Raw genomic sequence first — 11,674 nt, forward strand, 5'->3', positions numbered from 1 at the left:
CGGAGCATGCGCATGCGCTACCGCGTCCTCGGCAAGACCGGCATCGAGGTCAGCACCCACTGCCTCGGCACGATGATGTTCGGGGGCGTCGGCAACCCCGACCACGAAGACGCCGCCCGCATCATCCACACCGCCCTCGACGCCGGCATCAACTTCGTCGACACCGCCGACATGTACTCGGCCGGCGAGAGCGAGGAGATCGTCGGCAAGGCCCTCAAGGGAAGACGCGACGACGTCGTCCTCGCCACGAAAGTGCACTTCCCGCTCGGCGAGGGCCGCAACCGCAGCGGGAATTCCCGCCGTTGGATCCTCAAGGCCGTCGAGGACAGCCTGCGGCGCCTGGACACCGACTGGATCGACCTCTACCAGGTGCACCGCCCCGACCACACCACCGACATCGAGGAGACGCTGTCCGTCCTCGGCGACCTGGTGACTGCCGGCAAGATCCGGGCGTTCGGCTGCTCCACGTTCCCCGCGGAGGACCTCGTCGAGGCGCACCACGTCGCCGAGCGGCGCGGGCTGATGCGGATGCGCACGGAGCAGCCCCCGTACTCGATCCTTGCGCGCGGCGTCGAGCGGTCCGTGCTGCCGACCGCGCAGCGCCTCGGCATGGGCGTCCTGACGTGGTCGCCGCTCGCGTCGGGGTTCCTCTCCGGCGCCGTCCGGCAGGGCCGGCCCGTGGACCTCACCACCGGCCGCGCCGCGCGCACCCCGCACCGCTTCGACCCCGCCCTCCCGGGGAATGCCGCCAAGTTCGCGGCGGTCGAGGAACTCGTCGGCCTCGCCGGGGAGGTCGGCTGCACGCTCCCGGAGCTGGCCGTCGCGTTCCCGCTCGTCCACCCGGCCGTCACCTCGGTGATCATCGGCCCGCGCACCATGGAACAGCTGACCTCCCTGCTCAAGGGGGCCGACCTGCTGCTCGACGACGCGGCCCTCGACCGCATCGACGCAATCGTGGCGCCCGGCACCGACCTCTACCGCGCCGACGGCGTCTGGCAGCCGCTGTCGCTCACCGACGCCGCCGCGCGCAGGCGCCCGCCCGCGGACCGCCCGGCAGCCGCCTGACGCCTCCCCCCGCATCCGTTTCCGATCCGGGTCAGGCGTCCCGGTGCTCCGGGGGCCGGTGGGCATGCCAGTCGGCGAGGCCGCCGGCGCCCAGCACGCCGACATCGGCGGCCAGTTCGGCGCGCGTACGGGTGCGGAGCTCGCGGCGGGCGATGCGGGCGACCACCGCCGGGAAGAGCGGCCGCAGCGGCTGGCACCACCGCAGCCAGGGCGGCGCGTACACGGACCGGGAGCGGTGGGCGATCCCCGCGGCCAGCCAGGTCGCGACCTGCTCGGGCGGGTGGACGCGGCGGGCGAAGCCCGGCTGGTGGCGGCGCAGCGCCCGCAGGACGGGGTGGTCGTCGATGCCGCTGACCATGTCGGTGCCGGTCCAGTGGACGTAGGCGATGCCGACGGCCACCCCGTCCGGCTCGACCTCGCCGCGCAGCGCCAGCGCGAACGACTCCACGCCCGCCTTGGAGGCGCAGTAGGCGCTCATCATGGGCGCCGAGCCCAGTGCGGCGGTGGAGGCCACCTGGAGGAAGTAGCCGCGCGTGCGGGTCAGGTGCGGCAGGAACGCGCGGGCGGTGTTGGCGGATCCGGTGAGGTTGACGTCGATGACGCGCTGCCACAGGTCGGCGGCGGTGTCGGCGAACGGGCCGCCGACGGCGATGCCCGCGTTGGCGGCGACCACGCTGGCCGGGCCGAGGCGCTCCTCCACGTACCGGGCGGCGGAGCGGAGGGCCGCGTCGTCGGTGACGTCCGCCTCGAAGCAGACGCTCCGGTGCGGCAGGGTCGCGGCCGTGGCCCGCAGGGACGCCTCCTCGCGGCCCAGCAGGGCCACGTGCATCCCGGACTCCGACAGGTTCCGCGCCAGCGCCGCCCCGATCCCGCGCGCGGCACCGGTGACGACGGCGACCCGTCCGCTCAGCGGCGAGTCGGCGCCGTGCCGGCCGCCGGAGAGGGTTTCGCGCATTCCGTCCTCATTCCTCCGCGGGGGGATCCGACGGACGCCGATCGTCCCCCTCGGCCGCCCGACACCCCGGCACGACACGCCCCGGGTCACCCCCGGCCGCCCGAACCGCCCCCCGTTCCGCCGGCCGGGCCGTGCCGGCCCCGGATGGCGCCTGGGACGATGGGCGGATGACCGAGGAACCGAACCCGCTGTCCCGCCTGTGGCCGCTCGCGCCGTCCGGGCCCGCCGACTGGCTGTCGAAGCTGTGCGGCGACGGAGTGACCGGGTTCATGCCTCCGGCGATGCCCGACGCGGTGTGGGTGCTCAACGCCATGTACGAGCACGAGCAGGGGCCGACCGAGGTGTCGTACGACGAGTACCACCGGGCCCGCCGCGCCGAAGGGAGCAGCCGAACGCACCGCATCGGAGGCACCGACCTCGGCGCCGTCGGCATCGTCACGGGGGGAGACCTGGGTCGCGCTGGGCACCCCGGCCCCGGTTGGCGGCGGCTGCGCTGGGCCGAGCTCGCCCGGCGGACCGGCGACCCGATGGTGCCCGACGGGCTGCTGCCGTCCTACCGCTGCTTCCCCTCCGCCAAGAAGAACGGCAGTTGGCCCCTCGGCATCGTCCCGCCGACCGAGGGAAGCCTGGACCGGGAGACCTGGAGCCGGCTGGTCGCCGTCCTCGTCGCGCACAGCGCCGCAGGTCCGGAAACCCGCTGCCTGGCCTACTACAACCCGCTGATGTTCCGAGCCGTCGACTTCGACGACCTCCACGTGCGCGCGGGCCGGCTCGGCGACGCGGAAGCCCTGTACGACCTGTCCGAGGCGGACTTCAGCCCGTCCAACCTCTGGGCGGAGGACCGCTCCTGGCTGCTGTGCACCGACTACGACCTGTGGGGCACCAAGGTCGCCGGTCCCCCCGCCCTCGTCGAAGCCCTGCTGAACGACCCGGACATCGAAGCGGTCCGCCTGCCGTGGGCGCACTGACGGCGAGCCGCTCGGCACAGTGCCCCTATGGTGGCCGAATGGACCACCCCACCACACCGCCACCGCCGCTGACCGAGGCCGAGGCGGCCGACGCCGAGCGCTGTCTCGGTGTGCGCTTGCCCGCCGAGTGCCGCGCCCACCTGGTCGGTGTCAGCGCCGGAGCCGGTGAGGGTACGGCCCGGCTGCTGCGGACGGCGGACGGCTGGTGGTGGAGCGGCAACGAGCACCGGCGCCGGGACCTGCTGCGCCTGCCCTTCCCGCACCCCGACTCGTACACCGCCGCGGAGGCCGCATTGGACGGCCGCGAGCCCCGGTGGGAGGACCACCCCGACGGGCCGCCGGCTGCGGAGGCGTGGAACGCCTGGGACGCCGAGTACGAGGAGTTCCAGGACCGGAAGACAGCCGGGGCCGTCGTCCTGCGTGAGCACGGCTGCGGCTACGCCACGCTGCTCGCGCTGTCCGGCCCGCTGGCCGGCACGGTGTGGTGGGACGGGCGTGCGAGCTCCGACCTGATCGTTCCGCTCTGCGCGGGCGGCGCGGGCGCGACGCGCCCGGCCACCTTCAACGAGTGGCTTGCGCACGGCTCCTGGGCCCTGCTTCCGGACGCGGCGCGCCCCGGTTCGGGGGCGGTGGACCGGCGGGGCCTTGGCCGGGGTGTCGGGGCGGCTCCGCCGCAGGGTGCGGTCAGCCGAGGGTGACCACTCGGGCCCACTGCGGCGGCTCGTCCGGCCGGTAGTCGGGGTCGTCCTCGTACGGGCTGCCGGGTGGGGCCGGGCGGGGGAAGAGGCCCACCACCGTCCGGCACGGCGGGGGGTCCGACGGCCAGGGGGTCTGGCCGTCGGTGAGGACCACGACGACGTCGGGCCGCGGGCGGGACCGCAGGGCCTGCCGGAAGCCCCGGCGGAGGTCCGTGCCCCCGCCGCCGACCAGCGGGATCCCCTCGGCCCGGCACAGCGGCCCCACGACCCGGGCCGCGGCGTCGCAGGACAGTACGGTCACCAGGTCCCGGCGGCCGCCCACGGCCCGGCAGATCGCGGCCACTTCGAGGAGCGCACTGCCGAGTTCGGCGTCGCTCACCGAGCCCGACGTGTCGATGACGACGGCGACCTGCGGCGGCCGGCGCCGCAGGCTGGGCAGGACCGTGCCCCGCAGTGCGGACGACCGCCGCGAGGGGCGGCCGTGGCTGTAGTCCTCGCCGGCGCCGGCGCCGGAGACGGCCGAGCGGATCGCCGCCCCCAGCAGGTCCCGCCAGGGCTGCGGCGGATGGAACGCCTCCTCTGCCCACCGCTGCCACTGCCGCGGGGCGTCGCCCGGCCTGCCCTTGATGCCCTGCGCCACGCGGAAGCGGACCGCGTCGCGTTCCTGCGCGCTGAGCCCGTTCGCCCCGTCCGGGCCGAGGTCCCACTCCCGGTCCAGCCCGTCGGCGCCGCTGCCGCAGTCCAGCCAGGACAGGTGCCCGGAGTGCGGTCCGAGCCGGAACTGCCGGAGGTAGTCCTCCATCAGCTGCCCCTCCGGCAGCTGCAGCGTCTCCGGCAGGACGGCGCCCTCCGGGGTGACCAGCCCGTCGCCGAAGGCGTCGTCGTTGATCTCGCAGTCGGCGGCGATGTTCATGCGCAGCCGCTCGGCACGGCCGGTGAGCCCCTGCTGCCGTGCCACCCGGTCGCTGCGCCCGTGGTGGTCCCGCAGCAGGTGCGACACCTCGTGCACCCACACGGCGGCGAGCTCCTCCACCGGGGTGCGGTCCACGAAGCCGGGGGAGACGTAGCACCGCCAGTGCCGGTCGACGGCCATGGTGGGCACCTGCCGCGACGCGACGGCGTGCAGGGCGTACAGGGCCGTCGCCAGGTACGGCCGGGCCCGCGCCGCCTGGAGCCGGGCGGCGTACAGCTTGTCCAAGTCCAAGTCTGAGTCCGAGTCCGAGTGCGAATCCGAGTCCGACGCCGAGCCCGTCTCCGGATACGGCCGCGCCTGCGGTGTCGACGGCCCGCGCGTCATCGGGCGGCCTTCGCGCCGAGAGCGGTCCGCGCTGCCGCCCGGTCGGCGCGGCGCGAGAGGGCCACCACCCCTGCGAGCTCCTCGATCGCCTCGGGGACGTCCCACGCGTCGCGGCGCAGCGAGGCGAGCGTCGTCGCGGGAACCACCACCAGGTCGGGGGCGCCCGATTCGACCGCCCGCACCAGGAGTGTCCAGGCGGCGTCCCAGCGGGACTTGTCGGGGCGGCTCCGCACGGCGGCGACGACGGAATCGAGCACGGCCTGGCGCAGGTCCCCCCGCTCGGGCAGGACGGCCGCCTCGGGATCCGCCAGCATGTCCTCGGGGTCCGGCAGGTCCATCCGGTCCAGGCCCGCCAGCAGCTCCAGCCCCGGCCCGTCCCCGACCGCGCCCCTCACCAGCAGGGACAGGACGTCCCGGGAGGATCCCGCCGCGGTGGCGAACGCGATCAGACGCAGCGTCATCTCCCAGCTCCGCGGGGACGGCCAGGCCCCTCCGCGGCGGGTCTCGCTGCTCGGCAGCCGGTGCACGAGCGCGGGCCGGCCGGCGAGCAGCCCGCACACCGCCCGGCGGGCGAGGTCCACGGCGTCCGCGAGCCGTGCCGGGTCGAGCTGCGGCAGTGTCGCCCGCGGCCAGGTCCCGCCGAGGCCCCGTACGACGACGTCGTGGTCGTGCACCCAGTGCACGTGGACGAAACGGTTCGCCAACGGCGGGCTCAGCTCCCAGCCGTCGGCCGCCGACGCTCGCGGGTTTGCCGCGGCCACGATGCGGACGCCGTCCGGCAGCCGGAGGGAGCCGATGCGCCGCTCCAGTACGAGGCGCAGCAGGGCGGCCTGCACGGCCGGCGGCGCGGTCGACAGCTCGTCCAGGAACAGCAGCCCGCGGCCGGCCCGCACCAGGCGTACGGCCCAGTCCGGCGGGGCCATCGGCACGCCCTGCACGGCGGGGTCGTCGCCGATGACGGGCAGGCCCGAGAAGTCCGACGGCTCGTGGACGCTCGCGATCACCGTGGTGAGCGGAAGGTCCAGGTTCTCGGCGAGCTGCGTGAGGGCCGCGGTCTTGCCGATGCCCGGTTCGCCCCACAGGAGGACGGGCAGGTCGGCGGCCACGGCCAGGGTCAGCGCCTCCAGCTGTACGTCGGGGCGCGGTTCGGTGGTGTGGTGGCGGAGCAGCGCCAGCAGGTCGGAGGCGACGTCGAGCTGCGCGGGGGCGGCAGCGGACGGGGCGGGCGCGGACGGGGTGGAAGGCATGGTGATCACCGTGGGTGTGTGTGAGTGGGAGCGCGCGCGTGCGCGCACGCGGAAGGAAAGGGAAGAACGGGTGGTGGTGCGGCGTACGGTCGCCGCCGCGGTCAGGGGATTCAGTAGAAGAGGACCGAGGAGCGCTGCCGGCCGCGGGAGGGCCGGACGCGCCGCGTCGGCTGTTCGACGCCGCCCCCGGCGGGACCGCGGCCGGGGCCGGGCCCGACGAGCCCGGCCCGGAACAGCCCGTACGTGATGCGCTGCCGGGCCGCCGACTCCAGTTCGTCCCGGAGCAGGCCGTCCCGCAGCACGGCCCCGGGCCCGAGCAGGGACTCGACGGCCTGCAAAGCCCCGGCGGTGTCGCCGTGCGCGAGGCGCTCGCGGATGCCGGGCAGCGACTCGGGCCGGCGGTGCGCCCGGTCGATGGCCCGCAGACAGGGCAGTGGAGTGCCGGTCAGGGCGACCAGCAGCTCCTCCCGCCGGAGTTCGTCCGCACCGTGGTCCAGTGCGGCCAGGACGCCGTCGACCAGCCCGATCCGGTGCCGTGCCCCCCGGCAGTCGACGTAGCGGGGCCCGTCGTCCGGTTCGGCATCCGCCGCCGGGCCGGACGGGACGTGGCCGGGCACGAGCGCGCCGGCGACGAGGGGGTGCAGCCGGTCGGGCCCGATCAGCCCGGCGCGCAGCAACTCCAGGTCGGGCGGCACCCAGGCCGCCGCGTCGGGCAGCACCGGCAGCAGGCGACCGCCCGCGGGCGGCGCCACCGGCCGGCCGGTGGCGGGGTCGATGACCAGGCGGTGCCGGCTGCCCAGGCGCACCTCGACGGGCCCGGGCTCCAGGCCGTCGGCTCGGAGCAGGAGCCGGGCCTCCTCGGGCCACAGGTCCGGTGCACAGCGGTACGCCGGGGCGGCGGAAGGCGACCGCCCCGGCGGCGGTGCCGGCGGGGGCGTGGTGCCCGGCGGCCGGTCGGCGCCCGAGCGGTGCCGGAGTTCGCCGGCCCTGCGCACGTCCCACAGGTGGCGGTGCAGGTCGAGCCGGAACCGCCGCGCGGGCCGCGGGTGCGGGTGGTCGCGGGCGGCGGGCGCGGCCTCGGGCCGGGAACGGTCCCAGAGCCCGAGGACGATCCGCTGGCCGGCGTCCGCCCAGGCCGGCGGTGTACGCACCACGAGGTACAGCGAGCCCGCGCCGTCGGGCCCGGTCCCGGCGTAGCGGGCCAGGGCCACGGTGAGGCCGGGGCGCAGCAGCCCGTCGGGGGCGGTCCGCGGCATGTGCCAGCGCAGCAGGTCGGGTGCCAGGTGGCGGAGGTCGGCCCGGAGGCGGGCCGCGCAGTCGCGGCCGTACGTCCGGGCCACGGAGGGCAGGTGAACGTCGACGTCCACGCCGGCGGCGGCACAGGCCCCCGCCCAGTCGCCGACGCAGCGGCGGGCGGTCGCGGTGTGGATCACGGAGGGCGGCACGGCGTACCGGCGCACGCGCAGCCAGAGGGACAGGCGGGAATCCTCGTCCGGGAGGTGAGTGGCCATCAGCACTCACCTTGCGCGGACGGTTCCCCCAATCGGTGCAGAGGAGAAGTCTTCATCGCGGCGAGCCTAGACGGCCCCGGCAGGATCCGCCAGGAATTTCCTGCAAGGGGCGGCGACCGGCAGGTGTGGCCGGATTGCGCCGTAGCGCCCGCGGGCCTCAGGAGAATCTCACCTCACAACGGGCGGTGATCGAGAACACTGCCGGGCCGCGCTCCAACGTGCGTCCGGCACACGGCCGTTCACCGTTCCCCCCAGCAAGGCGAGAGGTACCCAGATGAAGACACCCCGCGTCAAGCGCCACACGGCCCGCGCGCTCTCCGTGGCGCTGTCGGCGTGCGCGGTCGCCGCGGCGACGGCTCTCCCGGCGGCCGCCGCGGACCAGCCCACCCGCGAGCTGCTCATGGCGGACTGCCGGTCGGGTGAAGGCAAGTGCACGTTCAACTCCCCGAAACTGCAGGAGGCGTACCTGGGCGAGTTCCGCCAGGTCTCGAACTCGCTCTACAACTGCAGCACGTCCGATGCCACCCAGTCGATGACCTGGGACGACACGGTCGGGGCGACGGACTCGCTGGGCGTGTCCGTCACGGCGGGAGGCAACATCGCCGGGCTCGTCGACCTCAGTGTCACGGCGAGTTACAGCCACAGTTGGTCGAGCAGCCATTCGGAGAGCAGCTCGCTCAACATGACGGTCAAGCCGGGCGAGGTGGGCTGGATATCCCGCGCCCAGGTGATGCAGAAGGTCACCGGCACGTGGCAGACCCACTACGACAGCCCCAAGTGGGGCCACTACTACTGGTTCTTCCAGGACACGATCACCGGACCGGCCAAGAATGGCACGGACGGCAAGAGCAACGCCGTCGTGGTCAAGACCCGCAAGATGACCGCGGCGGAGAAGCGTTCCTGCAGCGACGGCTCCTCGAACGGCAAGGCGGTCCTCCGCACCCGCTAGCAGCGGACGCACCCCCGGGCCGCACGACCCGGTGACACGGCGGCCCCCGGCCCTACCCCACGCAGGGACCGGGGACCGTCCCCGCACCCCGGACGGCCGCGGCCCATACGGGCAGGCAGGGCGCCACTCGGAGGCACGGCGGGCGCGGCCCCGCCGCGACGACCCCACCCCTGTGTACCGTGCGTGAGCGACGACCGCGCACAGTGATGTGGATGGGAGCCCCTCATGTCCATGCTGCTGATCAGAGGCAGGTTCAAGGTCGAGGGAGGCCCGAAGCCCGACGGCGACACCCTCCCCTTCGTCCCCGACGACGTCGCCGACTGGAAGCTCGTACCCGGCGGGCTGATCGTCCCCGGCGCCGACGGGCGCGCGAGCATCCGCCTCGAAGGCATCGACGCCCTGGAGACCCATTACGGCCAGGAGCCGAACCCCGTCGACCACCAGCCCCGCCCCCTGGCCCACGCGGCCGCGGACGAACTGCTGAAGACCCTCGGCTTCGACACCGTCCTGCGCGACGACGACGAGACCCTCGCCACCGTCCCGGACAGCGTGCCCGGATGGATCCTCACCCGCGGAGCCGACGCGTACGGCCGCTGCGTGGCGTTCGTCGGCCGCGGCACCCCGCCCGTCTACAGCGGCTACTGGACCGGCGTCAACGAGAAACTGCTGAAGCGGACCGCCAACTACCGCCTCCTCGAAAGCGGACTGGCCTACCCGACGTTCTACTCCGGCCTGCCCGTGTACCTGCGCGAGCTGCTCACCGAGGCCTCGGAGAAGGCGCGGGCGTCCGGCGACGGCGTGTGGGCGGTCGACAAGACCCTCCAGGGCTTCCTCCTCAACGGCAGGAAGTCGATCACGCACGACCGCGACGGCGCGGTGATCCTGCCGAAGCTGTTCCGCCGGCTGAAGGACTACCTGGACTTCACCGGCGACCCGACCCCGTCGGCGGACTGCTTCCGCGCCTTCCTGGCCGGCGCGGCGGACGAGTACCGGCTCCTGCCCGACACCAAGCGGCTCTACCGCGGCCTGCACCACATCGTGGAGGTCACCCCGGACAACATCGTGCGGATGACCCGCCTGTGCCGGGACATCGTCTTCACGGAGAAGTGACGGCGGCGGACGGTCCCGCCCGGCCGGGCCACGGCCCGCGGGACCCTCCGCACCCGCTGCCGCTCAGTGCCAGACCGTCTGTACGGAGTCGAACTGCACCCAGGTGATCGGGTTCCCGGAGTTGCCGCCGTAGATGGTCAGGGACCCGGAGGTGTTGACCTCGAAGCGGCAGGCGTTGATGCCCTGGCTGTTGTTGCGCGGCGCGGTGGCGCGGACGAGGCCGGTGGGACGCAGCGCCGCAGGCAGCGTGGCGATCTTCTGGTCGGCGGCCAGGTTGCAGGCCACCGAGCCGCGCGCCTGCAGGAAGGCCGTGCCGGCGATCGTGATCAGCCGGACCTGCGGCACCGCACCCGCCGGAGCGGTGACGCCGGGTTCGAGGACGAGGTCCGTCCACGGCTGTGCCTCGATCCCGCCGGCGGCGGCGACGGCGGGCGTGGCGGACAGCACGTCGGCGGCGGTCAGTGCGGCGGGCAGGGCGAGGGCGGCACCGAGGATGCGGCGGCGGTTGTGGGACATGGCTGGCGGTCTCCTTGGCCGTACGGGGAGGGGGAGGGGGAGCGAAAGGTGAAAGGGGGGAGGGCGGCGCGCGGTCAGCGCCAGACAGCGCTGTAGTTGTCCAGCTGCGCCCACGTGATCGGGTTGGCCGTCCGCCCGCCGTAGAGCCACAGCTCCCGGACCGAGTTCGCCTCCGCCCGCGCCGTGCACACCCCGCCGCTGTTGTTGCGCGGCACGCTGCACTGGGCCGCCGTGCTCGGAGCCAGCGCGTCGGGCAGCCGGCCGATCAGGGTGTCCGCCTCGAAGCTGCCCTTCACCCCGCCGCTCAGCTGCAGCACCGTCGTCCCCGCGATGCCGACGAGGCGGCCCCGAGGCGGCCGCACATCCGCGGTGACGCCGCTCGCGAGGGGGATCGGCTGCCAGTCGGCCAGCACCTTCACCCCGTCGACCTCGGGAGCCCCCGACAGGGACACGATCGTGCAGCTGCGCGGGCCGGATTCCTCGCCCGCGAACCCGACGTGCACGTGCGGCACCCCGCCGCGCACCGAGACGGCCATCCCCTCGGGCTCGCGCAGCTGAAGGCCCGGGGCGGCGGTGGTGAACTGCTGGTCGAGGACGGACCCGTCCGTCCAGTCCACGGCCGTCAGCCAGGTGTTGCCGGGCGGCTTCAGGGTGTCCGAATACCCGTTGCCGGCCACCATGTACAGGACTCGCCCCAAGGAGGCGTACCCCTGGAAGGTGCCCTTCGCGTCCGGCTGGGCGATCCGGGCGATCGGCGTCCAGTCGCCGGCCCGGGCCCTGTCCAGGTCGTACGACTCGAACATCATGCCGCCGCTCTTGAAGCGGACGACGACCCGGTTCGTCGTCGGGTCGACGGTGCAGGTGACGTTCGTGGCGCCGGACACCGGCCGGTAGGCCGGGGCGAGCTGCGGGGAGCCCTGCGAGAGGGTCGTGCCGCTGCGGAACGCGAAGTGCGTGACGGCGGTTCCGTAGCCGTCCTTCTCCTCCTCGGGCATGTTCGAGCCCATGGGGACGGACGCGGTCTCGGTCCACAGCCGCGAGACGCCGTCGTGGTGCTCGACGCCCATGGCGACGCCGTGGCCGAAGCCCCGCAGGTACATGTGCCCGGTGATGGTGCCCGCCCGGTCGAGCCGGGTCACGGCGAGGTCGCCGGCGTACGCGCGCTGGCGGCCGGTCCGGGGCCCGGACTCGCCGGGGAGGGTCAGGCCGCCCTCGACGACCTGGAGGACGAAGACGTCCCCGGTGACCGGGTCGACGCCGAAGGACTGCATCACCGTGGAGTTGTGCAGCCCCCGCCGGTGCAGCAGCTTGCCCACCGGTCCCGCCAGGTCGACCTGTCCCTCGACACTGATGCTCAA

At 74.6% G+C, this 11,674-nt stretch carries 11 protein-coding genes; 5 read left to right on the top strand and 6 right to left on the bottom strand.

The features are described from left to right. Positions 1-12 precede the first annotated feature (12 nt). Entirely contained in the window at positions 13-1,065 is a 1,053-nt protein-coding gene (locus IE170_RS14360; protein WP_189809751.1) for an aldo/keto reductase, read from the top strand. Between the two features lie 31 nt (positions 1,066-1,096). Here the strand turns inward: IE170_RS14360 and IE170_RS14365 are convergent, their stop codons facing one another. Further along, complete coding sequence (locus IE170_RS14365; RefSeq protein WP_189809752.1) at positions 1,097-2,020, bottom strand: SDR family oxidoreductase; 924 nt, start codon at positions 2,018-2,020, stop codon at positions 1,097-1,099. 167 nt (positions 2,021-2,187) lie between these two features. Here IE170_RS14365 and IE170_RS14370 point away from each other — a divergent pair, with 167 nt between their 5' ends. Together IE170_RS14370 and IE170_RS14375 are read left to right on the top strand one after the other, a co-directional pair. Continuing rightward, a complete protein-coding gene (locus IE170_RS14370) occupies positions 2,188-2,988 on the top strand; it encodes a hypothetical protein (protein ID WP_189809753.1) in 801 nt (266 codons plus the stop codon). A 38-nt stretch (positions 2,989-3,026) separates the two neighbouring features. Continuing rightward, positions 3,027-3,686 carry an SMI1/KNR4 family protein gene (locus IE170_RS14375; protein WP_189809754.1) on the top strand — a complete coding sequence of 220 codons (660 nt, stop codon included), beginning with the start codon at positions 3,027-3,029 and terminating at the stop codon, positions 3,684-3,686. On the opposite strand, the gene IE170_RS14380 is transcribed toward IE170_RS14375, so the two are convergent. From IE170_RS14380 to IE170_RS14390, 3 genes are all read right to left on the bottom strand, one after another. Further along, positions 3,673-4,983 carry a vWA domain-containing protein gene (locus IE170_RS14380; RefSeq protein WP_189809755.1) on the bottom strand — a complete coding sequence of 437 codons (1,311 nt, stop codon included), beginning with the start codon at positions 4,981-4,983 and terminating at the stop codon, positions 3,673-3,675. The genes IE170_RS14375 and IE170_RS14380 overlap by 14 nt on opposite strands. Then, entirely contained in the window at positions 4,980-6,230 is a 1,251-nt protein-coding gene (locus IE170_RS14385; RefSeq protein ID WP_189809756.1) for an AAA family ATPase, read from the bottom strand. Before IE170_RS14385 ends, IE170_RS14380 begins: the two co-directional genes overlap by 4 nt. Positions 6,231-6,340: 110 nt before the next feature. Further along, positions 6,341-7,741, bottom strand: coding sequence for a hypothetical protein (locus IE170_RS14390; protein WP_223856421.1), 1,401 nt, complete (start codon positions 7,739-7,741; stop codon positions 6,341-6,343). 274 nt (positions 7,742-8,015) lie between these two features. On the opposite strand from IE170_RS14390, the gene IE170_RS14395 reads away from it, so the two are divergent. Then, a complete protein-coding gene (locus tag IE170_RS14395; protein ID WP_189809757.1) occupies positions 8,016-8,690 on the top strand; it encodes a hypothetical protein in 675 nt (224 codons plus the stop codon). Between the two features lie 225 nt (positions 8,691-8,915). After that, positions 8,916-9,800 carry a thermonuclease family protein gene (locus IE170_RS14400; protein ID WP_189809758.1) on the top strand — a complete coding sequence of 295 codons (885 nt, stop codon included), beginning with the start codon at positions 8,916-8,918 and terminating at the stop codon, positions 9,798-9,800. Positions 9,801-9,863: 63 nt separating this feature from the next. Here IE170_RS14400 and IE170_RS14405 read toward each other — a convergent pair whose 3' ends face one another. Both IE170_RS14405 and IE170_RS14410 read right to left on the bottom strand, forming a co-directional pair. Then, on the bottom strand, positions 9,864-10,316 hold the full coding sequence (locus IE170_RS14405; protein ID WP_189809759.1) for a hypothetical protein: 453 nt from the start codon (positions 10,314-10,316) through the stop codon (positions 9,864-9,866). 74 nt (positions 10,317-10,390) lie between these two features. Further along, positions 10,391-11,674: a hypothetical protein gene (locus IE170_RS14410; RefSeq protein WP_189809760.1), complete on the bottom strand. Its 1,284-nt coding sequence runs from the start codon at positions 11,672-11,674 to the stop codon at positions 10,391-10,393.

Origin of the sequence: Streptomyces toxytricini (assembly GCF_014649915.1) — a bacterium.
GTDB classification, from domain to species: domain Bacteria; phylum Actinomycetota; class Actinomycetes; order Streptomycetales; family Streptomycetaceae; genus Streptomyces; species Streptomyces toxytricini.